Genomic DNA, 24,389 nt, shown 5'->3' with positions numbered 1-24,389 from the left:
GGCTAGCGGCACGCGCTCAGCGGCCTTGATAAGCTACGCTTTCAGTAGCTGCTGGCGCCCTGTCCACGGCGCCAACGGGCCCTTCGGCCTGAAATCGCAGCGCGCTATTCCAGCGGCGGCGTGGCGGCGATGACCTCTTCCAGCGTGGTCAGCCCATCGGCCGCGCGCATGGCGCCGGCCAGGCGCAGCGGCCGCATGCCGTCGGCAATGGCCTGCTTGCGCAGCGGCGACGGCCCCACGTCGTGCTGGATGACGCCCTTGAACGCCTCCGACACCGTGAGCAGCTCGTAGATGCCCATGCGGCCGCGAAAGCCGGTCATGCGGCAATCCACGCAGCCCACCGGCTTGTAGGGGCGGTAGTTGCCACTGTTGATCTTCCAGGGCTTGATGGCCTCGGCCAGCAGCTCGGTGGTGCCGCGCTCGTCGGGCTGCTTGCAGGCCGGGCACAGCGTGCGCACCAGGCGCTGCGCCAGCACGCCCAGGATGGTGGCATTGAGCAGGTAGGCCGGCACGCCCAGTTCCATCAGGCGCGTCAGCGCGCTGGGCGCGTCGTTGGTGTGCAGGGTGCTGAAGACGAGGTGACCGGTCAGCGCGGCCTGCACCGCCATCTCGGCGGTTTCCAGGTCGCGGATCTCGCCGATCATGATGATGTCCGGGTCTTGCCGCATCAGCGCGCGCACGCCCTCGGCAAAGCTGAATTCGAGCTGCGGCTGCACCTGCGTCTGGTTCAGCGCCGGGTCGATGCGCTCGATCGGGTCCTCGATGGTGCTGACGTTGACCTCTTCCGTGGCCACACGGCGCAGGGTGGAATACAGCGTCGTCGTCTTGCCCGAGCCCGTGGGCCCGGTGACCAGGATGATGCCGTGCGGGCGCTGCACCAGCTGCTCCCAGCGCGCCGCGTCGTGAGGCGAGAAGCCCAGCGCCGCCAGGTCCTTCACCGCCGTGTCGGGGTCGAAGATGCGCATCACCAGCTTCTCGCCGAAGGCCGTGGGCAGCGTCGAGAGGCGCATCTCGATCTCGTCGCCGCCGGGGTTGCGCGTCTTGATGCGGCCGTCCTGCGGGCGGCGTTTTTCCACCACGTCCATGCGGCCCAGCAGCTTGACGCGCGCGGTGATGGCGTTCATCACGCCCGGCGGCACCTGGTACACCGGGTGCAGCACGCCGTCGATGCGAAAGCGGATCACGCCCTGGTCGCGCCGCGGCTCCAGGTGGATGTCGCTGGCGCGCTGGTCGAAGGCGTACTGCCACAGCCAGTCGACCACCTGGATCACGCCCTGGTCGTTGGCGTCGAGCTGCTTGCCGCTCTTGCCCAGTTCCACCAGCTGCTCGAAGCTGGTGGTGCCGGCGCCGCTGCCGCTCTTGATGGCCGCGCGCACCGACCTGGCGAGGGCGAAGAACTCGCCCGTGTAGCGCTTGATCTCGGCCGGGTTGGCCACCACGCGGCGCACCGTGCGGCGCGACTGGCGCTCCACCTCGGCCACCCAGTCGTCGATGAAGGGCTCGCTGGTGGCGACCACCACCTCGGCCGCGGTGACCTGCACCGGCAGCACCTTGTGGCGCTCGGCATAGCTGGCGCTCATGGTGTCGGAGACCTTGCCGGCATCCACCTTCAGCGGGTCGATGCGCAGGTACTCCAGCCCGGCGCGGCGCGCCAGGTGCTGCGTCAGCTCTTCCACGTCCATCGGCGCGCCGTCGCTGGCGCGCGCCACGCCCACGGCGGCCAGGCGCACCAGCGCGGGCTGCGCGCTTTCGGCCTGCGAGCAGCGGGCGATGGTGCGCTCGGCCTCGGCGGGGGTGATCACGCCATCGTCACGCAGCCATTCGACCAGGTGCCGCCAGTGCACGGGGCCGACGTAGGGAACGACCGTGGCGAGCGGCGCGGGGCGGGTGGAGCGCTTCATTTTTCGAGTGCCTTGAAAACCTTGAGCCACTTGGTGGCCGGCAGATCCCAGCGCGCCTCGATGGCTTCGGCGCGCAGCTGCAGCACGTCGCGCTTGGGGCGGCTGGGCGTGCGCTGCGCCAGCACCACGGTGTTGCCCTCGCGCGTGGGCTTGAACTGCCACACGGCGCGGGGGCCGAAGGCGCTGGCAATGCTTTCCAGGCTGCGCTCGAAGCTGGCGGTGCGGCCGAACAGGTTCACCGTCATGCAGCCCTCGTCGGTCAGCAGGTGGCGGCAGTCGGCGTAGAAGTCGGGGCTGTCGAGCACCGGCGCGGCGGCCTGCGCGTCGTACAGGTCGACCTGCAGCGCGTCCACCGTGCCCAGCCATTCGGCCTGGCGGATTTCGCGCGCAGCGTCGGCAATGACCACGCGCAGGCGCTCGTCCTCGGGCGGCAGGCGCATCCAGGCGCGGCACACGTCGGCCACGCGCGGGTTGATCTCGACCGCGGTGCAGGTCATGCGCAGTTTCTTGTAGCAGAACTTGGTGAGCGCCGCCGCGCCCAGGCCCAACTGCATGGCGTGGCGGCCGGCCACGTTTTCAGGCGGCACGAACAGCAGCCAGGCCATCATGCGCTGCACGTATTCCAGGTCGATGTCGAACGGCGCATTGATGCGCATGCTGCCCTGCACCCATTCGGTGCCCAGGTGCAGGTAGCGGATGCCGTCGGCTTCGGAAAGATTGACCTCGGACGAGGCCAGCGAATCGCGTTTCACAGTGCGGGGATTATCGCCAGTGCGTCCGCGCCCTGATGACTTGGCCGCGCTCGATGGCCGCGGCGTCAGCGCCGGCCATCGAGCGCCAGCCCGGACAGCAGAAAAATGGGGGGACCTTGCAAATTTTTCTGACCATGAAAACCGGGTCTACCGCCCGAATGACGGGCGCCAGCAGCTCTCATTTTGAAGATTCAAAATGGTGCCAAATGGCTATCGCTTGTTTTTGGCGCCCCCAACGCCAGCGCATGCCGGCAGCCGTCGCCATCAACCCTCCAGAATCGTCGCCGCCAGCCGCTCGGCGCACGCCTGCGCCTGGGCGGCGTCCTGCGCCTCGACCATCACGCGCACCAGCGGCTCGGTGCCGCTGGCGCGGATCAGCACGCGGCCGGTGCCGGCCAGTTCAGCCTCGACGGCGCGGGTTTCGTCCTGCAGCCGCGCGTTCTGCTGCCAGTCCTGCCCGGGCTGCAGGCGCACGTTGATGAGCGTCTGCGGGAACAGCTGCACGCCGGCCAACTGCTCGGCCACGGTGCGCCCGCTGGCGGCGCAGGCGCGCAGCACCTGCAGCGCCGACACCAGGCCGTCGCCCGTGCTGTGGCGGTCCAGCATCAGCAGGTGGCCCGAGCCCTCGCCGCCCAGGATCCAGCCGCGCCGGTGCAGCTCTTCCAGCACGTAGCGGTCGCCCACCTTGGCGCGCACGAACTCGTAGCCCAGGCGCTGAATGCCCAGTTCCACCGCCAGGTTGGTCATCAGCGTGCCGACCACGCCGCCCAGCTCGGTGCCGCGCGGCTTGCCCTTGGCCTGGCGGTGCGCCAGCCGGTCGGCGGCCAGCACGTACAGCAGTTCGTCGCCGTTGAACAGGCGGCCGCTGGCATCCACCATCTGCAGGCGGTCGGCGTCTCCATCGAGCGCGATGCCATAGTCGGCGCCCCGCGCGATGACCTCGCGCACCAGCGCCTCGGGGTGGGTGGCGCCCACGCCGTCGTTGATGTTCAGGCCGTCGGGCGCGCAACCGATGGCCACCACCTCGGCGCCCAGCTCGTGGAACACCTGCGGCGCGATCTGGTAGGCAGCGCCGTGGGCGGCGTCCACCACGATCTTCATGCCGCGCAGGCGCAGGTGGCTGCTGAAGGTGCCCTTGCAGAACTCGATGTAGCGGCCGGCCGCGTCATCGAGCCGGCGCGCGCGGCCCAGGTGGGCCGAGTCGGCCCATTGCGGCGGCTCGGCCAGCGCGGCCTCCACCTGCTGCTCCCATTCGTCCGGCAGCTTGGTGCCCTGGGCGCTGAAGAACTTGATGCCGTTGTCGGGATAGGCGTTGTGGCTGGCGCTGATGACCGCGCCCAGGCTGGCGCGCTGCGCCCGCGTGAGGTAGGCGACGGCGGGGTTGGCACCGGGCCCAGCAGCACCACGCTGGCGCCGGCGGAGTTCAGGCCCGACTCCAGCGCGCTCTCCAGCATGTAGCCCGAGATGCGGGTGTCCTTGCCGATCAGCACCAGCGGGTTCGGCTCGTGCCGCTTGAGCACGCGGCCCACGGCATGGCCCAGGCGCAGCACCAGGTCGGGCGTGATGGGGTGCTGCCCCACGGTGCCGCGGATGCCGTCGGTGCCAAACAGTTTTCGACTCATGGGCCTGCCCTCCCTGCGCTGGAAGCTATGGTTTTGGTAGTTCAGGCCGGATTATCGGCGCGAATGAAAAAACCCCGCGCGGGTGCGCGGGGCCACAGGGCAGAGCAAGCGCCGCGGCGCCCCACAGGCGCCGCGTGGTCGCTCACTTCTTGGCGTTGGCCAGCAGGAAATCCAGCACCGTCTTCTGCTGCGCATCGTCCAGGCCGGCACGCTGGAACATGCTGGGCGTGATGCCGAGCCACTGCTTCTCGGTGAACTGGCCCGGATCGCGCGGGCCGTGGCACACGGTGCAGCGCTGGTAGTAGATCTTCTCGGCCGGCGAGAGCGAGGCCATCGATTTCTCGCGCAGCGCGGCGCCGCGGTCGAAGCCGTAGAACTTCTCGTCGAACTTGACGTCGCTCTTGACGATCTTCGGCGGATCGAAGGCCTTGGTGCCACCCGGATCGGCGTCGGTGCACTTGCGGATCGAGGCGATGCAGGTGTTGGCTGTCGTCGCCTGCGTCAACCCGCTGGAGCGCCGGCTGCTGGTCAGGAAGTTGATCAGGCCGTTGTTGCAGCGCCCCTTGCTGTCGAGTTGCGGCCAGGCGCCCTCCTGCAGGCTCACCACGCCGGGCATGATGTGCTTGGACACGCGGGCACCCACCACCACCGCGCCGCGGTCGTTGTACAGCTCCACCAGGTCGCCATCCTGGATGCCGTTGGCCTTGGCGTCTTCTTCGCTCAGCACCAGGGGCTCGCGCGTCTGCACCGTGTAGCGCTTGCGCAGGCGTGCCGAGTTGTTCATCTGCGAATGCAGGCGCCAGTAGGGGTGCGGGCTGACCACGTGCACCTGGCCCTTGCGCGCGTTGCCCAGCCACTCGCCCGGCTCCAGCCACTTGGGCATGGGCGGCATGTCGGGGATGTTCATCTTGTCGATGGTCGACGAGTACATCTCGATCTTGCCGCTGGTGGTGTGCAGCGGGTTCTGCGCCGGGTCGGCGCGGAAGTCGCCATGGCGCACCCACTTGCGCGCCTCGGGCGGCACGGGGATGCGGGCCATGCCCTCTTTCCAGAACTTCTCGAACGGCGTGTCCTTGGCCGCGCTGCTGGCGTTGTAGGCGGCCTTGACGTAGTCCATGGGCGTCAGGCCTTCGGTGAAGGCGTATTCGATGCCCAGCAGCGCCGACAGGCGGCGGAAGATTTCGTAGTCGTCCAGCGCATCGCCCTGGGGCGCCACGATCTGCTTCATGGCGTACACCTTGTCGATGCTGTAGGTGCCGGCCGAGGAGATGTCGTTGCGCTCCACCGTGGTGGTGGCGGCCAGCACGATGTCGGCCCAGCGGGCCGAGCCGTTCCACCAGGGTTCGTGGCAGATGATGGTGTCGACATCCTGGATGGCGCGCGCCAGTTCGTTCAGATCCTGCTGGTGCGAGAACGCGTTGTTGCCGGCGTTGTAGATCAGCTTGACCTTGGGGTAGGTGTATTTGCTGCCGTTGTAGGTGAACTCCTTGCCGGGGTTCAGCAGCATCTCGCTGATGCGCGAGGCGGGGCAGATTTTCTTGACCGGGTTGCGGCCCTGTGACAGGCCGGTGGGCGCCGTGCCGCCCGACTGCGCGGTGCCGCCACCGCCGTAGTGCCACGAGAAGCCGACGCCCTGCCCCGGCAGACCGATGTTGCCCAGCACGCAGCAGAAGTTGACGATGGCCCAGTAGGGCATCTCGCCATGGTGCGCGCGCTGGATGGCCCACGAAGCCGCCAGTTGCGTGCGCTTGGAGGCCATCAGCTCGGCCAGCTCGCGGATCTTCGCGGCCGGGATGCCGGTGATCCTGGCCGCCCACTCGGGCGTCTTGGCGGGCGTGCCGTCCTTGTCCTTGCCTTCCAGGTAGGCGCGGAACTTGTCGAAGCCGACGGTGTACTTGTCGATGAAGGCCTGGTTGTGCTTTTTCTGGCTGATGAGGTGGTAACTCATGGCCAGGAACAGGGCGGTGTCGGTGTTGGGGATGATCTTCACCCACTCCGAACCCATCTTCTCGTCGGTGGTGGTGACCTGCGGGTTGATGGAGATGAACTTGACGCCCGCCTTCTTGATGGCGTCCCAGCCGCTGTACATCTCGTGGTCGCACACGGTGTATTCGACGCGGTTGTTCTTGTCCGGGTCGCAGCCCACGAACACCACCAGTTCGGTGTTGTCGCGCAGGGTTTCCCAGGCGCTCTGGGCCGAATAGACCTCCATGTCACCAATCACCATTGGCAGCACCACCTGGCCGGCGCCGGCCGAGTAGTCCCCAGTGGTAATCGACGAGCCGCCCAGCAGGTTGAAGAAGCGGCCTTGCAGCACATTGGGGCGGAAGATGCCGGCGTGCGACCAGCCACCGTAGCTGGAACTGAAGCAGCCTTCGTTGCCATGCTTCTCGATGGTGTCGAGGATGGCCTTGGCGGTCAGGCCGAGGGCGGTGTCCCAGCTCACCTGGACCCATTCGTCCTTGCCGCGCAGTTCGGGCTTGCTGCTGCCCTGGTAACCGTTCTGCACCCAGTCCAGGTAGCCCTTGCGCACCATGGGGCCGGCCACGCGGGTCTTGTCGTAGGTGCGGTCCAGCACGCCCTCGGTGAGGATGGGCGTGGGCATCCTGTCGGTGGCGTGCGGCTCGACCTTGACGATCCTGCCCTTCTGCACCGTGGCGATCATCGGTCCGTAGTGCGTGGCATGGGGTACCTTGCCGCTGAAGCTCTTCAGCGCGGCCAACTGCGCTGCGGCATCCGGCTCGGCCGCGAAAACCTTGGCCAGAGGCGACAGCTCGGCACCGGCCACCACTGCGCCCATCGTGCCTGCGGCACTGGCGCCCATCCATTGACGTCGGGTGAATTTCATGGTCTCTTCCTCGTGTTGATGGTTGAATTTTGCGACCATCAAATGCGTCCGAGGTTGATATTCATCAAAACCGTGCCGGGCGTCGGATTCTGCCGACGGTGGTGCGCCAGCCGCCGCCGGGCGCGGGCGGCGGCGGCGCGAAGGCCGCGTCAGGCGCCGGGGCGCTCGCCGGCGGCGCGCACGGCGGCCAGCACCTGCAGCGCCTGCACCGTCTCGCGGACATCGTGCACGCGCACGATGGCGGCGCCGCGCTCCACCGCCATCAGCGCGGCGGCGACGCTGCCGGTCACGCGGGCAGCGGGTGGCGGTGGCTCCGCCGCATCGCCCTGCAGCGCCGCACCGATGGAGGACTTGCGCGACCAGCCCAGCAGCAGCGGATAGCCGGCCTGCAGCAGCTCGGCCTGGCGCGCCAGCAGCGCGAAGTTCTGCGCCACGGTCTTGCCGAAGCCGACGCCGGGGTCCAGCACGATGCGATTCTTTTGTACCCCTGCGCTTGCAGGGTTTGACCGGCCTGCTCCAGAAAATGAAGCACCTGCGGCACCACATCGCCATCCATAGGGGCCACCTGCATGGTCTGCGGATCGCGGTGCATGTGCATCAGGCACACGCCGCAGGCCGGGTGGCCGCGCACCACGTCGAGCGCGCTGGGGCCACCCGCTTCGCCGGCGCGGCGCAGGCCCCAGATGTCGTTGATGATGTCGGCGCCCGCGTCCAGCACCGCCGCCATCACCTCGGGCTTGTAGGTGTCGACGGAGATCGGCACGCCCAGCTTGACCGCTTCACGCACCAGCGGCACCACGCGCGCCAGCTCCACTCCCAGCGGTACCGCGGCGCTGCCCGGGCGGGTCGATTCGCCGCCGATGTCGAGGATGTGCGCGCCGTCCTTCAGCAGCTGCTCGCAATGCCGCAGCGCCGCGGCGGTGTCGGCATGTTCGCCGCCATCAGAAAACGAGTCGGGCGCGACGTTGACGATGCCCATCACCCGCGGCTGGCCGAGGTCGATCTCGAAGCGGGTGGTCTTCCAGGAATTCATGGGCTAGAAAACGCAACAGCCGGACGCGAAGGGCGCAAAGATTCGCGAAGGACGCAAAAAGAAAACCAAATTTTGGCTGTCCTTTTGCGTCCTCTGCGTAATCTCTGCGTCCTCTGCGTCCGGCTGTTGGGTATTGAGTGTGGAGCTCAGGCCACCGTCGGTGCCGCGTCGGCCGGCTTGGCGGCGGGCGTGCCGCCGCTGCCGCCGGACGACGGCGTGCGCGGCGTGAAGTCGCGCGGCGGGCGCGGCGCGCGGCCGGCCATGATGTCGTCGAGCTGCTCGCCGTCGATGGTTTCCCAGTCCAGCAGCGCCTTGGCCATGGCGTGCATCTTGTCCTGGTTGTCCTCGATCAGCTTGCGCGCCAGCGCGTACTGCTCGTCGATGATGCGGCGCACCTCGGCGTCGACCTTCTGCATGGTCTCTTCCGAGATGTTGGTGGTCTTGGTCACGCTGCGGCCCAGGAACACCTCGCCCTCGTTCTCGGCATAGACCATGGGACCCAGCGCCTCGCTCATGCCGTACTTCATGACCATGTCGCGTGCCAGGTTGGTGGCGCGCTCGAAATCGTTGCTGGCACCGGTGGTCATCTGGTTCATGAACACTTCTTCGGCGATGCGGCCACCGAACAGCATGCTGATCTGGTTCAGCATGTATTCCTTGTCGTAGCTGTAGCGGTCCTGCTCGGGCAGGCTCATGGTCACGCCCAGCGCGCGGCCGCGCGGGATGATGGTGACCTTGTGCACCGGGTCGCACTTCGGCAGCAGTTTGCCGATCAGCGCGTGGCCGCTCTCGTGGTAGGCCGTGTTGCGGCGCTCTTCCTCGGGCATGACCATGCTCTTGCGCTCGGGACCCATCAGGATCTTGTCCTTGGCCTTCTCGAAGTCCTGCATCTCGACCACGCGGGCGTTGCGGCGCGCGGCCATCAGCGCGGCCTCGTTGCACAGGTTGGCCAGGTCGGCGCCGCTCATGCCGGGCGTGCCGCGCGCGATGACGCTGGGGCTCACGTCCTGGCCGATCGGGATCTTGCGCATGTGCACGTTCAGGATCTGCTCGCGGCCGCGGATGTCGGGCAGCGTGACGTAGACCTGGCGGTCGAAGCGGCCGGGGCGCAGCAGCGCGGCGTCCAGGATGTCGGGGCGGTTGGTGGCCGCGACCACGATCACGCCCAGGTTGGTCTCGAAGCCGTCCATCTCGACCAGCATCTGGTTCAGCGTCTGCTCGCGCTCGTCGTTGCCGCCACCCAGGCCCGCGCCACGCTGGCGGCCGACGGCGTCGATCTCGTCGATGAAGATGATGCAGGGCGCGTTCTTCTTGGCGTTCTCGAACATGTCGCGCACGCGCGCCGCACCCACGCCGACGAACATCTCGACGAAGTCGGAACCCGAAATGCTGAAGAACGGCACCTTGGCCTCGCCGGCGATCGACTTGGCCAGCAGCGTCTTGCCGGTGCCGGGCGGGCCGACCAGCAGCAGGCCGCGCGGAATGCGGCCGCCGAGTTTCTGGAATTTCTGCGGGTCTTTCAGGAAGTCGACGACCTCCTTGACTTCTTCCTTGGCTTCGTCGCAGCCGGCCACGTCGGCGAAGGTAACGGTGTTGTTGTTCTCGTCCAGCATGCGCGCCTTGCTCTTGCCGAAGCTGAACGCGCCGCCCTTGCCACCGCCCTGCATCTGGCGCATGAAGTAGACCCACACGCCGATCAGCAGCAGCATCGGGCCCCAGCTGACGAGCAGGGTCATCAGCAGCGAGCCTTCCTCGCGCGGCTTGACGTCGAACTTGATGCCGTGGTTGATCAGGTCACCGACCAGGCCGCGATCCAGGTAGGTGGCTTGCGTGCGCACGCGGCGGTCGTCGTTCATCGTCGCCACGATGTCGGTGCCGCCCTGGCCCTCCTGGATGGTGGCGCTTTTCACACGGTTGTTGCGCACTTCTTCCAGGAAGTCGGAATAGGCCATGTGACTGGCGCTGGCCATGCGGCCGCCGTCGAACTGCTTGAACACAGTGAACAGCACCATGGCGATCACCATCCAGACGGCGATCTTCGAGAACCATTGATTTTTCAAAGCCTTGCGCTCCAGTCAGAAAACCCGGCAATGCCGGGTACATGCGGGTCATTTTAGGCATTTCAACCTGGCGCCGACGTCAGACGAAGCCGGTGTCCCTGCGGGGAGAACCCGTATTAATGCCGAAAAGCGGCGGGGAATCACCCGCATCCGAAACACATTCAGCTTCAACCCTTGACACGGGTCAAGACTGTGCGCTCACGCAGCGTTCTTCAGACCGATGCCCACCAGAAAGGTTTCCGACGATTTGTCGCGCGAGGCCTTGGGTTTGATCGGCTTGACGACCTTGAAGCGCTCCTTGAACAGCTTGACCAGCTGGCTGTAGCCGCTGCCGTGAAACAGCTTCACCACCAGCGCCCCGCCGGGCTTCAGGTGCGCCTGCGCAAAATCCACCGCCAGTTCCACCAGGTGGCTGATGCGCGCCGCATCGCTCGATTCGATGCCCGACAGGTTGGGCGCCATGTCGGACACCACCACGTCCACCGGCTGGCCGCCCACGACCTCGCTCAGCTGCGCCAGCACGGCGTCCTCGCGGAAGTCGCCCTGCAGAAACTGCACGCCCTCGATCGGCTCCATCGGCAGGATGTCGAGCGCGACGATGACCCCATCGAGCGCGCCCATCGCCGCGCCGCCGGGCGACAGGCGCCGGCGCAGGTACTGGCTCCAGGCACCGGGCGTGCTGCCCAGATCGACCACGCGCATGCCGGGCTTGATGAGCCCCAGCGTCTCGTCGATCTCCTTCAGCTTGTAGGCCGCACGGGCGCGATAGCCGTCCTTCTGCGCCTGTTTGACGTACGGGTCGTTCAGGTGATCGGCCAGCCATGCCTTGTTGACCTTCTTGCTCTTGGTTTTGACCTTCATGGCGCTATTGTCCAATGCCGGCACCGCTGGCGCGGCGCCATGACCTGGGTGCTGCGCACCGTCGATGACGGAATGACCACGTTCAGTTGATCAGCGCACCCCGTGCCCGGTTTCATGGCCGCGTCAGCGGCCGTCATGGCGGTGCGCAGCACCGGGATCATTTCGTCATCCGCGCGGCACCACGATAATCACGCCCATGCCGCACATCGAACTGACCCCTGCCGAGCGCAAGGCGCACCGCGCCGAAGCGCACCACCTCGACCCCGTGGTCATGATCGGCGGCGACGGCCTGACGCCCGCGGTCATGAAGGAGACCGACGCGGCGCTGAACGCCCACGGCCTGATCAAGATCCGCGTGCACGGCGACGACCGCGCCGCGCGCGAGGCGATCTACCAACAACTGGCCGACGAGCTGAACGCCGCGCCCATCCAGCACATCGGCAAGCTGCTGGTGCTGTGGCGGCCCCAGCCGAAGAAGGCGCGCGCCGAGGACGAAGACCGCATGGCCGGCCCCAAGGACGTGAAGGTGCTGAAGTACAGCAAGCGCGGCGGCCAGCGCCCGCAAGTGCGCGTGGTGCGCGTGCTGGGCAACCAGCGGCTGACGCCCGGCGGCAAGCTGAAGAAAGCCGCGCCCAAGCAAAAATCAGTCAAGAAGAACCGGACATGACACCCCCTGAGTCGCCTTCAGCGCCTTCCCCAGAGGGGACGACGCCAGCGGCCGGGCCAAGCCCGCTCCGCGGCGTCCTCGCACGGCTTGCTCCGCAGCCACTCGTTTCTATAAAAACAGAGCTACTAGCGCATGTCGGACAAGGGCCAGCGGCACATTCTGTGCATGAAGTGGGGCACCAAGTACGGGCCCGAATACGTCAACCGCCTGTACGGCATGGTGCGCCGCCACCTGCACGGCGACTTCAACTTCGTCTGCCTGACGGACGACGCCAGCGGCATCCGCCCCGAGGTGCAATGCCTGCCCATCCCGCCGCTGAACCTGCAGCTCAAGCCCGGCCAGCGCGACGGCGCGTGGAAGAAGCTGACCACCTTCGAGGCCGACCTGCACGGCCTGCGCGGCACGGCGCTGTTCCTCGATCTGGACGTGGTGATCGTCGGCAGCCTGGACGACTTCTTCACCCAACCCGGCGAGTTCCTGATCATCAAGGACTACCCGCGCTTCTGGCGCTTCGGCGAGCGCATCGTGGGCAACTCGTCGGTGTACCGCTTCACGCTGGGCGCGCATGCCGATGCGCTGGCGTACTTCCGTGGCCACATGGAGGAGGCGCAAAGGAATACCGCAACGAGCAGGACTTCCTCTCGCATTTTCTGCACAGGCAGGGCAAGCTGAGCTACTGGCCCGTCGGCTGGTGCCCCAGCTTCAAGTACCACTGCATCCCGGCCTGGCCGACCAATTACTGGAAGCCGCCTTTCGTGCCGCAGGGCGCGCGCATCATCATCTTCCACGGCGAGGTGAACCCGCACGACGCACTGGCGGGGCGGCGCAACAAGCGCTTTCACCACATCCAGCCGGCCACCTGGGTGGCCGATGCGTGGAAGGGCTGAAGCAGCGTCAGCCCCTTCCTGAATTGATTTTAGGGAGTATGCACCACCAGCGTCCGTATTTCGGGCGCTAGCGGATCGCATGGCTGGGAGTATGTGGCGTGCCGCGCCTTTCCCGGCCGGTGCTGCAGCCGCTCGCACTGGCAGCAGGCAGCGCGCCGGCGCGTGCCCCTGAGACGCATCGGCTTTCAAGAACGCTTGATCATCAAGCAGTCTCGGTTGACGCGCGGACCGCATCCGCGGTGTAGGAGCGGGCTTGCCCGCGATGGCGGCGCCTCGTCGTCACGAACGCTTGATCGCGGGCAAGCCCGCTCCCACAACGCTGCCGGAGACGGGTGACTCGGCAAGCAACCATGACGAATGGCTGCGCTGCGCTTCAATGACCCGGAAACCATTCACCATGGTTCATGCGGCGCCAGCCACGGACATGGGTCATCGTTCGGTGCGCAAAGCGGCATGAAAGGTCTGCCGAGGATCACATACTCCCCAGCGCCCCATCGCCAGCGCCCGCCAATCAAGAGTTACAGCCAGATACTCCCCTTATCCAGCTGATCAGGATGACTTTGCGAAGGCGCGGCGGCGGCGCGAATCGCGGCGCTTTCAGCGCGCCGTGCGCGCACCCACGCCCACCAGCGGGCGGCCCATCAGCCGGGTCAGGATCGCCAGCGGGCTGGCCTGCGGATCGACCTCCTTGCCGGGCGGCAGGTACAGCGTCTGCTCCATCATGAACTGGCCGCTCATCACCGCGTGCGTGGCCTGATCCGAGAAGCACACCCACACGCTGCCGGGCGGAAACGGCACCGTCACCTGCGTGCCGTTCTTCTGGTACGCCTCGTCGAACTTCATCAGGTCGTGCAGTTGCAGCATCAGGTGGTCGTACTCGCTGCGCAATGACTTGGTGGCGTGCACGGCGTTGAGCACCTTGGCTTGCCACAGTCGGTAAGGCTTGGCCTGGGGCAGGTAGCGGCGCGCGATGGTCTCGAAGTCCTCGCCCACGCGCCACACGCGTGGCACGCCCTGCGGGTTCAGGTTGGTGAACACGCGCAGCAGCCGCTCGCCATAGCTGGGGCGCGAGGAAGGCATCCACGTGCATGCGCTGGTCGTCGGCGCGCACCGACTGCGCGCGCGTCTCCACCTGCCTGGGACGAAAGCTGGTGGGCGCGATGCGCAACAGGCCCTGGTATTCGGGCAGCAGGTCGTCCACCAGCCGCAGCGCCTGCTGGCGAAAACGGCCCACCATCGCCGCCAGCGCCTGCTGCTCGGCGGCGCTGCCGGCCGCACCCTTCAGCACGCCGTCGGCGCCCAGACTGACGTTGCGCGACTTCGGCGCCAGCATGTCCTCGCGCAGCAGCGCCTGCTCGTCGGGCTGCACGGCAAAACCCAGGCGCGGAAAGAACAGCACCTTGCCGGCCTCCAGCGCGGCCGTCCACTCGGGCCGGCTGTGGGCCTGGGCCCAGTCGTTGAAGTCGATCTCGACGATCTGCGAATCCATGCCATCACCCCCGCTTGTCATCGGCCAGGCGCCACAGCACGATGGCGGCGCACAGCCATTGCACGGCGTACATCAGCGTGCCCACGCCGTGCCACAGGCGCAGATTCTCGCGCGCCACGATGCGCGGCGCCACGGCAAACTCGATCAGCAAGGCCAGCAGCAGGCCGAGAACTACAAAAACAGAGCTGACCGCGCCCTGCCCGCCTGCGCCGTGGCCTGATTCTTCAGGGAAAGCAGGAGCACCACACCGCACGCCACCGCCACCCAAGTCTGCGCCGTGAACAGCCGGGCCGCCATGTTGCCGGCCAGGGCCGGCGTGGGCAGAAACTTGAACAGCAGCGGCACCACCATGAAGCCGACCGCCGTCAGGCTGCCCCACCACAGGGCGCTGGCGAAGGTGACGATGCGCGCGTTCAGCATGGCAACCGCCCCGGTCAGACGTAGCGGACGGCGATGATTTCATAGTGCCGGTCACCACCCGGCGCCTGCACCACCGCCGTGTCGCCCTCTTCCTTGCCGATCAGCGCGCGGGCGATCGGGCTGCTGATGTTGATCAGCCCGTGCTTCAGGTCGGCCTCGTCCTCGCCGACGATCTGGTAGGTCACCTGCTCGCCCGAGTCTTCCTCTTCCAGATCGACCGTGGCGCCGAACACCACCTTGCCGCCGGCATCCAGCGAGGCCGGGTCGATCACCTGGGCGGCGGCCAGCTTGCCCTCGACCTCCTTGATGCGGCCTTCGATGAAGCCCTGGCGGTCCTTGGCGGCGTCATATTCGGCGTTCTCGCTCAGGTCGCCCTGCGCGCGCGCCTCGGCGATGGCGTTGATGACCTCGGGGCGGTCCTTGGTCTTCAGGCGGTGCAGCTCTTCCTTCAGCTTCTCGGCGCCGCGCTTGGTGATGGGGATGGTGGCCATGGCTTGTCTCTCGATTCAAAGGAAACCGCCGAGCGTTGCCCCTCGGCGGTGTGGTGAATGGGGCGGATTATGCCGCCCCGGTGGTGGGTGTCCGCCGTTCCTACGCCAGTTCGGCGTGCATCTCCTGCACCGACACCACCCCCAGTTTGTCCATGAACTTCATGCCTTCGACGGCCGCCTCGGCGCCGGCGATGGTGGTGATGGTGGGCACGCGCGCCAACAGCGAGCTGGTGCGGATGGCGCGGCTGTCGGCAATGGCGTTGCGGCGCTCTTCCACCGTGTTGATGACCAGCGAGATCTCGCCGTTCTTGATCATGTCGACGATGTGCGGGCGGCCTTCGGTGACCTTGTTCACCGTGTCGCAGGCCACGCCCGCATCGCGGATGGCCTGCGCCGTGCCCTTGGTGGCCACCAGGCTGAAGCCCATGGCCGCCAGGTCGCGCGCGATCTGCACCGCGGTCGGCTTGTCGCTTTGCTTCACCGTCAGGAACACCTTGCCGGCCGGCGTGCCGTCGGCCTTCAGGGGCTTGGGCAGGCGCTCGCCGGCGCCCATCTGGGCCTTGATGAAGGCTTCGCCGAAGGTCTTGCCCACGCCCATCACCTCGCCGGTGGACTTCATCTCGGGGCCGAGGATGGTGTCCACGCCGGGGAACTTGACGAAGGGGAACACGGCCTCCTTGACGCTGAAGTACGGCGGCGTGACCTCGGCGCCCACGCCTTGCGCATCCAGCGACTGGCCGGCCATGACGCGCGCGGCCACCTTGGCCAGCTGGATGCCGGTGGCCTTGCTGACGAAGGGCACGGTACGGCTGGCGCGCGGGTTCACCTCCAGCACGTAGATCACGTCCTTCTTCGTGCCATCGTCCTGCGGCACTTCCTGGATGGCGAACTGCACGTTCATCAGGCCGACCACGTTCAGGCCTTCAGCCATGGCGGCGGTCTGGCGCTTGAGTTCGTCGATGGTGGCCTGCTTGAGGTAGTACGGCGGCAGCGAGCAGCCCGAGTCGCCCGAGTGCACGCCGGCCTGCTCGATGTGCTCCATCACGCCGCCGATGAACACGCGGCCGGTGCTGTCGCGCACGGCGTCGACGTCGCATTCGATGGCGTCGCTCAGGAAGCGGTCCAGCAGCACGGGCGAGTCGTTGCTGACCTTCACCGCCTCGCGCATGTAGCGCTCCAGGTCGCGCTGCTCGTGCACGATTTCCATCGCACGGCCGCCCAGCACGTAGCTGGGGCGCACCACCAGCGGGTAGCCCAGTTCGGCGGCCTTCTCCAGCGCTTCACTTTCAGTGCGCGCGGTGGCGTTGGGCGGCTGCAGCAGCTTCAGCTCGTGCAGCAGCTTCTGGAAGCGCTCGCGGTCTTCGGCGGCGTCGATCATGTCGGGCGTGGTGCCGATGATGGGCACGCCCTCGGCCTCCAGCCCCAGCGCCAGCTTCAGCGGCGTCTGGCCGCCGTACTGCACGATCACACCGGTGGGTTTTTCCTTGTCGACGATCTCCAGCACGTCTTCCAGCGTCAGTGGCTCGAAGTACAGGCGATCGGAGGTGTCGTAGTCGGTGGACACCGTCTCGGGGTTGCAGTTGACCATGATGGTCTCGTAGCCGTCCTCGCGCATCGCCAGCGCGGCGTGCACACAGCAGTAGTCGAACTCGATGCCCTGGCCGATGCGGTTGGGGCCACCGCCCAGCACCATGATCTTCTTCTTGCTCGAAGGCTCGGCCTCGCACTCGTCCTCGTAGGTCGAGTACATGTAGGCGGTGTCGGTGGCGAATTCGGCGGCGCAGGTGTCGACGCGCTTGAACACCGGACGCACGTTCAGCGCGCGGCGGCGCTCGCGCACGGCCTTGTCGGTGGTCTTCAGCAGCTTTGCCAGACGGCGGTCCGAGAAGCCTTTCTGCTTCAGCGTCAACAGCTCCTCTTTCGAGAGCATCTCGAGCGCCTTGTCACCGTGCTTCGCGGTGTGCTGATCCAGCTCCAGCTCGATCTTGACGATCTCCTCGATCTGCACCAGGAACCACTTGTCTATTTTTGTGAGGTCGTGCACTTCGTCCAGCGACCAGCCGGCGGCGAACGCGTCGCCGACGAACCAGATGCGGTCGGGGCCGGGCTCGCCAAGCTCCTTCTCCAGCCACTCGCGGTCCTGCGTCTTCTCGTTCATGCCGTCGACGCCGACCTCCAGCCCGCGCAGCGCCTTCTGGAACGATTCCTGAAAGGTGCGGCCAATCGCCATCACCTCGCCCACGCTCTTCATCTGCGTGGTCAGGCGGTTGTCGGCGGCGGAAATTTCTCGAACGCGAAGCGCGGAATCTTGGTGACCACGTAGTCGATGGTCGGCTCGAACGAGGCCGGTGTGGCGCCGCCCGTGATGTCGTTCTTCAGCTCGTCCAGCGTGTAGCCCACCGCCAGCTTGGCCGCCACCTTGGCAATGGGAAAGCCCGTGGCCTTGGACGCCAGCGCCGACGAGCGGCTCACGCGCGGGTTCATCTCGATGACGATCATGCGCCCGTCCTTGGGGTTGACCGCAAATTGCACGTTGGAACCACCCGTGTCCACGCCGATCTCGCGCAGCACCGCGATGGAGGCGTTGCGCATGACCTGGTATTCCTTGTCGGTCAGCGTCTGCGCCGGGGCGACGGTGATCGAATCGCCGGTGTGCACGCCCATCGGGTCCAGGTTCTCGATCGAGCAGATGATGATGCAGTTGTCGGCGCGGTCGCGCACGACTTCCATCTCGAACTCCTTCCAGCCGAGCAGCGATTCCTCGATCAGCAGCTCGTTGGTGGGCGAGGCCTCCAGCCCGCGCTTGCAGATGGTCTCGAACTCTTCCGGGTTGTAGGCGATGCCGCCGCCGGTGCCGCCGAGCGTGAAGCTTGGGCGGATGACGGTCGGGAAGCCCACGTGCTTCTGCACCGCCCAAGCCTCGTCCATGCTGTGGGCGATGCCGCTCTTGGCCGAGCCGAGGCCGATGCGCGTCATCGCGTCCTTGAACTTCAGGCGGTCTTCGGCCTTGTCGATGGCCTCGGGCTTGGCGCCGATCAGCTCGACGTTGTACTTGGCCAGCACGCCGTGGCGCCACAGATCGAGCGCGCAGTTCAGCGCCGTCTGGCCGCCCATGGTGGGCAGGATGGCGTCGGGACGCTCCTTGGCGATGATCTTCTCGACTGTGGGCCAGGTGATAGGCTCGATGTAGGTGACGTCGGCCGTGGCCGGGTCGGTCATGATCGTGGCGGGGTTGCTGTTGATCAGGATGACGCGGTAGCCCTCCTCGCGCAGCGCCTTGCAGGCCTGCACGCCGGAGTAGTCGAACTCGCACGCCTGGCCGATGACGATGGGGCCGGCGCCGATGATGAGGATGCTCTTGAGGTCGGTTCTTTTGGGCATTTCTTTGGATCAGTAAAGCAGCTTGACCGGAATGTGGCAGCTGAGAAAGGCGTCGGTCAGGTGGTGCACCAGCAGCCCTTGGGCCACGCCTCGACCACCTTGGATCGCCTGGCTGGACTGGGTACTGGCGCCGAGCATTTGTGCGACGCCGGTGGCACGCCGCAAGTCAGCGTACCGCGGCTCCAGCACGAAAGCGGCCACTGCGCGCGCTTCCGCCGCCGTGGCACCGGCCAGCGGTTGCGTGGTCTTGCCTTCGGCGCCCCACACCATGGCCTGGCCGAGCACCCGGGCAGCACCCGCTTCCAGGATCTGCAGATCAGCCTGCAGCGTGGCCGGGTGCGCGTGCGCGTAGTCGCGCGCTGCCTGGCGCTGGCGTGGCGTGACCACTGGCGACGACATCGCGCGGCGCACGCAGCCCAGTTGCGCGCCGCTCACCATCCCGGCCTTCTCGCCGAGAGGCCAGTGCGCATCTTTCGCAGCAGCCAGATCCATCACGCGGCCAAGGGGCAGCAGCTGGACGTAGGCGTCGGCAAACCGCTCGACCAGATCGGCCGGAGCCTGCGGCGGCTGCGCGCACCCGCCGCCAGCAGCGCCAAGGCCGTCGCGCCCAGGCGCGAACGGCCCGCGCGGCGGGCATGGCGGGGTGAACGCAGCGCGCGCCGTTCAGGCATGGCGGTCTTCGTTCAGCTTGGTGAGCAGCGCCTGCACGCGCTCGGGCGGCATGTTCTTCTGCATGAGCTGGATCACGCCATCGCCTTCCACCATCGGGCGCAGCACCTCGGCTTCGGCGTCGTAGAACTTGACGCCCCACGCGGAAAGCTCGCTGTTGAAGGTCTCTTCGTCCCAGGTCTTGCCCTTGGCCAGCAGCGTGATCAGCGGCATGGCCTTGTGCTCGATGAAGGACTTCTTGTAGGGCTTTGCGACCAGCGGTCGGCAAACCATTCCCTGTGCGGCGGCGGCAGGGTGAGCATGCGCTTGGCAATGGCCTTTTCCAGCGCGGCTTGGGGAAAGCTGTACAGCTTCATGTGTTCACTCCCATAACGATAGCTGCTTGCGCTTATTTGGCGGGCGCTGCAGCCATTTTTTCCATGAAGCGGTCGAACAGGTAGCCGACGTCGTGGGGCCGGGCAGCGCCTCGGGGTGGCCCTGGAAGCAGAACGCCGGCTTGTCCACGTAGGCCAGGCCCTGCAGCGTGCCGTCGAACAGGCTCACGTGCGTGGCGCGCACGTTGGCGGGCAGCGTCTTCTCATCGACCGCGAAGCCGTGGTTCTGGCTGGTGATGGACACGCGGCCATCCTGCAGATCCTTCACCGGGTGGTTGGCGCCGTGGTGGCCGAACTTCATCTTGTAGGTTTTGGCGCCGCAGGCCAGCGCCATGATCTGGTGGCCCAGGCAGATGCCGAACACCGGCGTGCCACTGTCGATCAGCTCGCGCGCGGCGGCGATGGCGTAGTCGCACGGCTCCGGGTCGCCCGGGCCGTTGGAGAGGAATACGCCGTCCGGCTTGCGCGCCAGCACTTCCGACGCCGGGGTCTGCGCCGGCACAACAGTGACGGCACAGCCGCGCGCAGCCAGCATGCGCAGGATGTTCTTCTTGACGCCGAAGTCGTAGGCGATGACCTTGAAGCGCGGTTTGTCCTGCGTGCCGAAGCCGCCCTCGATCGACCACTCGGTCTGGTTCCAGTCGTAGGGGCGCTGGGTGCTGACCACCTTGGCCAGGTCGAGCCCGACCATGGAGGGCGCGTTGCGCGCCGCGGCCAGGGCCTCGTCGATGCGCGCGGGCGTGGGCTGCTCGCCCGCGGGCAGGCCGACGATGGCGCCGTTCTGCGCGCCCTTGGTGCGCAGGATGCGCGTGAGCTTGCGGGTGTCGATGCCGGCGATGGCGACGGTGTTCTCGGCCTTCAGGTAGTCGCTCAGGCTGCGCTGGGCGCGGAAGTTGCTGACCAGCAGGGGCAAGTCCTTGATGATCAGCCCGGCGGCCTGCACCTTGGAGGATTCGACGTCTTCGTCGTTGACACCGACGTTGCCGATGTGCGGATAGGTCAGCGTGACGATCTGCTGGCGGTAGCTGGGATCGGTCAGGATTTCCTGGTAGCCGGTCATGGAGGTGTTGAACACCACTTCGCCCGTGGTGGTGCCGGTGGCGCCGATGGACTGGCCCAGAAAACAGCTGCCGTCGGCAAGCGCCAGGATGGCGGGCGGGAATTTCCCCTCGAGAGACGAAAGCACTGGGTTCTCCGTGTGAGATTCGGTCGCCCGTGCACGCTGGCCGCAACGGCACGCGCGGCAGCTCTCAGATAGACAAGGGTTGCTTTTGGTGCGGTCGGGCGACGCTGTTTCGAGAAAAGCCTCTGATTATAACGGCGCGCCTGCGGCAGAAAAGTGCCGTCAGGCGCGAGAAACCCCGCTGGCGTGCAGGCAGATCGCCGCCGCGGCGGCCACGTTCAGCGACTCTTCGCCGCCTGGCTGCGCAATGCGCACCGCCTGGGCGGCGCGTGCGGCCAGCGCGGCGTCAACGCCCTGCCCTTCGTGCCCCAGCACCCAGGCGCAGGGCCAGGGCAACGCGGCGCGGTGCAGCCAGTCGCCCTCGTGCGAGCTGGTCACCAGCAGCGGCACCTGCAGCGCGGCCAGGTCATCGGCCACCAGCCCTTCGACCAGCCGCAGGCCGAAGTGCGCGCCCATGCCGGCCCGCAGCACCTTGGGCGACCACAGCAGCGCCGTGCCCTTGAGCGCCGCCACCTGCGTGAAGCCGAAGGCCGCGGCGCTGCGCAGGATGGAGCCGACGTTGCCGGCGTCCTGCACGCGGTCGAGCACCACGGTGGGCGCCTGCACGTCGAGCGTGGGCGCCGCGGGCAGATCGAGCAGGAAGGCCATTGGCGCGGGCGATGGCAGATCGCTGATGGTCTTCATCAGCGCATCGTCGATCACTACGTTTTTGGTAGCTGCTTGCGCAATATGGGCGGTCGCCAGAGGCCAATATGACTCGGAAAACACAGCGAGCGCCGGCCGCCAGCCGCGCAGCAGGGCGGCGCTGCACAGGTGATCGCCTTCGATCCACACACGGCCCTGCTTGCGGTATTCGCCATTGCCTTGCGCCAGGCGGCGCAAATCCTTCAGCAACGCGTTGTCGCGCGAGGTGATGCGCTGCGGCTCGTTCACGCTCATGCGCGCTCCACGGCTTGCAGCAGCACCGCCGCCACGGGCGCGAAACTGCGGCGGTGGTGCTCGCAGGCCCCGTGCGCGCGCAGCGCCGCCAGGTGCGCGGCGGTGCCATAACCCTTGTGCGCGGCAAAGCCGTACTGCGGCCATTGCGCATCCACCTCGGCGCACCAGCGGTCGCGCTGCACCTTGGCCAGGATGGAGGCGGCAGAGATGGCGGGCACGGTGGCATCGCCATCGACGATGGCCTCGGCCAGCACGCCCAGGGTGGGCAGGCGGTTGCCATCGACCAGCACCTTGGCCGGCGGCAGGCGCAGGCCGGCCACGGCGCGCTGCATGGCCAGCAGCGTGGCCTGCAGGATGTTGAGGCGGTCGATTTCGGCCACGCTGGCCAGCGCGATGGAGCAGCACAGCGCCTTGGCGCAAATCTCGTCGTACAGGCGCTCGCGCCGGCGCGCCGTGAGCTTCTTCGAATCGGCCAGGCCGGCGATGGGCTGGCGCGGGTCGAGGATGACGGCGGCGGCCACCACCGGCCCGGCCAGCGGGCCGCGCCCAGCCTCGTCCACGCCGGCCAGCAGGCCGGGCGTGTCCCAGTTCAGGGCGCCTTGCTCAGCGCGCAAGAAGCGTTTCGATCGCATCGGTGGCGAGTTGGGCGGTGTCGCGTTGCAATTCGTGGTGCAGCGCGGTGAAGCGCTGCTGGACTGCCGCGATTTTCTCAGGCGCCGCCAGCCAGTCCAGCACCGCGCGGGCCAGCGCGTCGGGCGTGGCGGCGTGCTGGATCAGCTCGGGCACCACGAAGGGCGCTCCGGGGCGGTCGGCCCAGTCGTGCGGCGCCACGCTGGCGGGCCGGTGCAGCCAGCCGCGCGGCGCGCACAGCACGTTGGGCAGGCCAATCCAGGGCAACTGGCGCTTGGCCGCCATCAGCCGGTAGCTGAAACCCGGCATGGCGTAGGCGATGACCATGGGGCGCTTGAACAGCGCGGCTTCCAGCGTGGCGGTGCCGCTGGCGATCAGCGTCACGTCGCAGGCGGCCAGCGCGGCGTGCGACTGGCCGCGCAGCACCTTGACGGCATCGCCCAGCCCGCTGGCGCGGGCGGCAGCTTCGATCTGCGGCTGCAGATGCGGCACTGCCGGCACTATGAATTGCGTAGCGGGTTGCGCTTTCTGGATCAGCGCTGCCGCCTGAAAGAACCGGGCACCCAGATGCATGACCTCGGCGGCGCGGCTGCCCGGCAGCAGGGCCACCACGGTGCCCTGCTCGGCCAGCCCCAGCGCGCGGCGCGCGGCGGCGCGGTCGGGCTTCAGCGGAATCACGCTGGCCAGCGGATGGCCCACGTAGGTGGCACCAATGCCGTGTTCGGCCAGCAGCTCGGGCTCGAACGGGAACAGGCACAGCACGTGGTCGGCGGCGGCTTTCAGCTTGGCAGCTTCTCGGGCCGCCAGGCCCAGAACGACGGGCTGACGAAGTGCAGCGTCTTGAGGCCGGCGCCTTTCAGCCGCGCCTCCAGGTCGAAATTGAAATCAGGCGCATCGACGCCTATGAACAGGTCGGGCCGCTCGGCCAGCAGGCGGTCGCCCAGCTGCTTGCGGATACGAAGCAGCTCGGGCAGGCGCGGCAGCACCTCCAGGTAGCCGCGCACCGAGAGCTTCTCGACCGGCCACCAGGCCTCGAAGCCGCGCGCCGCCATCTGCGCGCCGCCGATGCCCGCCGCCTGCAGGCCAGGCCAGCGCGCGCGCAAGCCGTCGAGCAGCAGGCCCGCCAGCAGATCGCCCGAGGCTTCGCCAGCGACAAGGCCCAGGCGCGGTGACGCTGGATGCGCGTTCATGCGGTGAGTATAGGAACCAGGCCCAGGCGCATCGCCCCCAGGCGGTCATTTATTGATAGTGGCTTGCGCCTGATTCTAGCCACTCTCAAGAGAAAACGACCTGAAAACCTCTATTTACCGGCGCAAGCAGCTATGTTAATTGAAGCATTCAGCGCACGATACCGCGCGTGGCCGACGTCAGGAAATCCTGCATCAGGGCGATGTCGGCATCCGCCTCGGCCACCTCGCCGCGCAGCGCGTCGATCTGCTGGCGCGCAGCATGAAGCGTCAGGCCCTGGCGGTAGAGCAGCCGGTACATCTGCTTGATGAGCGTGATGCGCTCGGGCGAAAAGCCGCGGCGCTTGAGCCCCTCGGCGTTGATGCTCTGCGCCTCGGCCGGGTTGCCGCCGGCGGTGACGAAGGGCGGCACGTCCTGCGCCAGCCGGGTCTGGAAGGCCGTCATGGCGTGCGCGCCGACGCGGCCGAACTGGTGCACGCCGGTCAGGCCGCCCAGGAACACCCAGTCGCCCAGGTGCACATGGCCCGCCAGTTGCACGGCGTTGGCCAGGATGATGTGGTCGCCCAGGCGGCAATCGTGGGCGATGTGGACGTAGGCCATGATCCAGCAGTCGTGGCCGATGCGGGTCAGGCCCTCGTCCTGCACGGTGCCGGTGTTGATGGTGACGAACTCGCGGATTGTGTTGCCGTCGCCGATCTCCAGCCGGGTCGGCTCGCCGGCGTATTTCTTGTCCTGAGGCTGCGCGCCCACGCTGGCGAACTGGAAGATGCGGTTGTCCTGCCCGATGGTGGTGTGGCCCTCTATCACGCAGTGCGCCCCGACCGTGGTGCCGGCGCCGATGCGCACGTGCGGCCCGATGACGGCGTAGGGGCCGACGCTGACGCTTGAATCCAGTTGGGCCTTCGGGTCGACCAGCGCAGTAGGATGAATCGCAGCCATGCCCAACCAGCAATCAGATGGCCGCGGAGCAGGCCATGCCAGCGGCCACCGTGGA

13 protein-coding genes and 8 pseudogenes are annotated in these 24,389 nt (G+C 67.4%); 2 read left to right on the top strand and 19 right to left on the bottom strand.

Features of this window, described 5'->3' with window-relative positions:
- Positions 1-104 precede the first annotated feature (104 nt).
- The 7 genes and pseudogenes from H0I39_RS14495 to H0I39_RS14465 all read right to left on the bottom strand — a co-directional run bounded on the left by H0I39_RS14495 (position 105) and on the right by H0I39_RS14465 (position 11,077).
- Positions 105-1,901, bottom strand: a complete 1,797-nt coding sequence (locus H0I39_RS14495; RefSeq protein ID WP_180550975.1) for a GspE/PulE family protein — start codon at positions 1,899-1,901, stop codon at positions 105-107.
- On the bottom strand, positions 1,898-2,653 hold the full coding sequence (locus tag H0I39_RS14490; RefSeq protein WP_180550974.1) for a class I SAM-dependent methyltransferase: 756 nt from the start codon (positions 2,651-2,653) through the stop codon (positions 1,898-1,900). The genes H0I39_RS14495 and H0I39_RS14490 overlap by 4 nt, the downstream gene beginning before the upstream one ends.
- A gap of 264 nt (positions 2,654-2,917) precedes the next feature.
- A pseudogene (gene glmM / locus H0I39_RS14485) lies at positions 2,918-4,275 on the bottom strand (phosphoglucosamine mutase).
- 142 nt (positions 4,276-4,417) lie between these two features.
- Positions 4,418-7,123, bottom strand: coding sequence for a molybdopterin-dependent oxidoreductase (locus H0I39_RS14480; protein WP_257645804.1), 2,706 nt, complete (start codon positions 7,121-7,123; stop codon positions 4,418-4,420).
- A gap of 149 nt (positions 7,124-7,272) precedes the next feature.
- A pseudogene (gene folP / locus H0I39_RS14475) lies at positions 7,273-8,156 on the bottom strand (dihydropteroate synthase).
- Between the two features lie 146 nt (positions 8,157-8,302).
- Positions 8,303-10,216 (bottom strand): ATP-dependent zinc metalloprotease FtsH, encoded by a 1,914-nt coding sequence (gene ftsH / locus H0I39_RS14470; RefSeq protein WP_180550973.1) that lies wholly within the window; start codon positions 10,214-10,216, stop codon positions 8,303-8,305.
- 198 nt (positions 10,217-10,414) lie between these two features.
- Positions 10,415-11,077: an RlmE family RNA methyltransferase gene (locus H0I39_RS14465; RefSeq protein WP_180550972.1), complete on the bottom strand. Its 663-nt coding sequence runs from the start codon at positions 11,075-11,077 to the stop codon at positions 10,415-10,417.
- Positions 11,078-11,273: 196 nt separating this feature from the next.
- Between H0I39_RS14465 and H0I39_RS14460 the strand changes: the two genes are divergently transcribed.
- Both H0I39_RS14460 and H0I39_RS14455 read left to right on the top strand, forming a co-directional pair.
- Positions 11,274-11,744 carry a YhbY family RNA-binding protein gene (locus H0I39_RS14460; RefSeq protein WP_180550971.1) on the top strand — a complete coding sequence of 157 codons (471 nt, stop codon included), beginning with the start codon at positions 11,274-11,276 and terminating at the stop codon, positions 11,742-11,744.
- A 132-nt stretch (positions 11,745-11,876) separates the two neighbouring features.
- Positions 11,877-12,631: pseudogene (locus tag H0I39_RS14455) on the top strand (glycosyltransferase).
- Between the two features lie 597 nt (positions 12,632-13,228).
- On the opposite strand, the pseudogene kdoO reads toward H0I39_RS14455, so the two are convergent.
- From kdoO to lpxA, 12 genes and pseudogenes are all read right to left on the bottom strand, one after another.
- Positions 13,229-14,120, bottom strand: a pseudogene (gene kdoO / locus H0I39_RS14450) (Kdo hydroxylase KdoO).
- Positions 14,121-14,124: 4 nt separating this feature from the next.
- Positions 14,125-14,540 (bottom strand): annotated as a pseudogene (locus tag H0I39_RS14445) (DUF4149 domain-containing protein).
- 14 nt (positions 14,541-14,554) lie between these two features.
- Positions 14,555-15,031 carry a transcription elongation factor GreA gene (greA, locus tag H0I39_RS14440; protein ID WP_180550970.1) on the bottom strand — a complete coding sequence of 159 codons (477 nt, stop codon included), beginning with the start codon at positions 15,029-15,031 and terminating at the stop codon, positions 14,555-14,557.
- 100 nt (positions 15,032-15,131) lie between these two features.
- Positions 15,132-18,412, bottom strand: a pseudogene (carB, locus tag H0I39_RS14435) (carbamoyl-phosphate synthase large subunit).
- A 9-nt stretch (positions 18,413-18,421) separates the two neighbouring features.
- A complete protein-coding gene (locus tag H0I39_RS14430; protein ID WP_180550969.1) occupies positions 18,422-18,904 on the bottom strand; it encodes a hypothetical protein in 483 nt (160 codons plus the stop codon).
- Positions 18,905-19,075: 171 nt separating this feature from the next.
- Positions 19,076-19,294, bottom strand: coding sequence for a hypothetical protein (locus H0I39_RS22390; RefSeq protein WP_257645803.1), 219 nt, complete (start codon positions 19,292-19,294; stop codon positions 19,076-19,078).
- Positions 19,285-19,437, bottom strand: coding sequence for a hypothetical protein (locus tag H0I39_RS22385; protein WP_257645802.1), 153 nt, complete (start codon positions 19,435-19,437; stop codon positions 19,285-19,287). Before H0I39_RS22385 ends, H0I39_RS22390 begins: the two co-directional genes overlap by 10 nt.
- 32 nt (positions 19,438-19,469) lie before the next feature.
- A pseudogene (carA, locus tag H0I39_RS14420) lies at positions 19,470-20,641 on the bottom strand (glutamine-hydrolyzing carbamoyl-phosphate synthase small subunit).
- A gap of 159 nt (positions 20,642-20,800) precedes the next feature.
- A complete protein-coding gene (locus H0I39_RS14415; protein WP_180550968.1) occupies positions 20,801-21,577 on the bottom strand; it encodes a TrmH family RNA methyltransferase in 777 nt (258 codons plus the stop codon).
- Positions 21,574-22,209, bottom strand: a complete 636-nt coding sequence (rnhB, locus tag H0I39_RS14410) for a ribonuclease HII (RefSeq protein ID WP_180550967.1) — start codon at positions 22,207-22,209, stop codon at positions 21,574-21,576. The genes H0I39_RS14415 and rnhB overlap by 4 nt, the downstream gene beginning before the upstream one ends.
- Positions 22,181-23,397, bottom strand: a pseudogene (gene lpxB, locus H0I39_RS14405) (lipid-A-disaccharide synthase). The gene rnhB and the pseudogene lpxB overlap by 29 nt, the downstream one beginning before the upstream one ends.
- 148 nt (positions 23,398-23,545) lie before the next feature.
- The gene (gene lpxA / locus H0I39_RS14400) at positions 23,546-24,334 is read right to left on the bottom strand and encodes an acyl-ACP--UDP-N-acetylglucosamine O-acyltransferase (protein WP_180550966.1); all 789 of its coding nucleotides are present in this window, start codon (positions 24,332-24,334) and stop codon (positions 23,546-23,548) included.
- Between the last annotated feature and the right edge of the window lie 55 nt (positions 24,335-24,389).

The sequence above is a fragment of the Ottowia beijingensis genome (genome assembly GCF_013423955.1).
GTDB lineage: Bacteria > Pseudomonadota > Gammaproteobacteria > Burkholderiales > Burkholderiaceae_C > Ottowia > Ottowia beijingensis.
This window is presented reverse-complemented; position numbering and strand designations above follow the sequence as displayed.

Excerpts from the sequence above, each read along its gene's own strand:
- H0I39_RS14495 (WP_180550975.1), bottom strand. The coding sequence starts at position 1,901 with ATGAAGCGCTCCACCCGCCCCGCGCCGCTCGCCACGGTCGTTCCCTAC.
- H0I39_RS14480 (WP_257645804.1), bottom strand. The coding sequence starts at position 7,123 with ATGAAATTCACCCGACGTCAATGGATGGGCGCCAGTGCCGCAGGCACG.
- H0I39_RS14465 (WP_180550972.1), bottom strand. The coding sequence starts at position 11,077 with ATGAAGGTCAAAACCAAGAGCAAGAAGGTCAACAAGGCATGGCTGGCC.
- H0I39_RS14460 (WP_180550971.1), top strand. The coding sequence starts at position 11,274 with ATGCCGCACATCGAACTGACCCCTGCCGAGCGCAAGGCGCACCGCGCC.
- greA (WP_180550970.1), bottom strand. The coding sequence starts at position 15,031 with ATGGCCACCATCCCCATCACCAAGCGCGGCGCCGAGAAGCTGAAGGAA.
- H0I39_RS14430 (WP_180550969.1), bottom strand. The coding sequence starts at position 18,904 with ATGGATCTGGCTGCTGCGAAAGATGCGCACTGGCCTCTCGGCGAGAAG.
- H0I39_RS22390 (WP_257645803.1), bottom strand. The coding sequence starts at position 19,294 with ATGCCGCTGATCACGCTGCTGGCCAAGGGCAAGACCTGGGACGAAGAG.
- H0I39_RS22385 (WP_257645802.1), bottom strand. The coding sequence starts at position 19,437 with ATGAAGCTGTACAGCTTTCCCCAAGCCGCGCTGGAAAAGGCCATTGCC.
- H0I39_RS14415 (WP_180550968.1), bottom strand. The coding sequence starts at position 21,577 with ATGAGCGTGAACGAGCCGCAGCGCATCACCTCGCGCGACAACGCGTTG.
- rnhB (WP_180550967.1), bottom strand. The coding sequence starts at position 22,209 with ATGCGATCGAAACGCTTCTTGCGCGCTGAGCAAGGCGCCCTGAACTGG.
- lpxA (WP_180550966.1), bottom strand. The coding sequence starts at position 24,334 with ATGGCTGCGATTCATCCTACTGCGCTGGTCGACCCGAAGGCCCAACTG.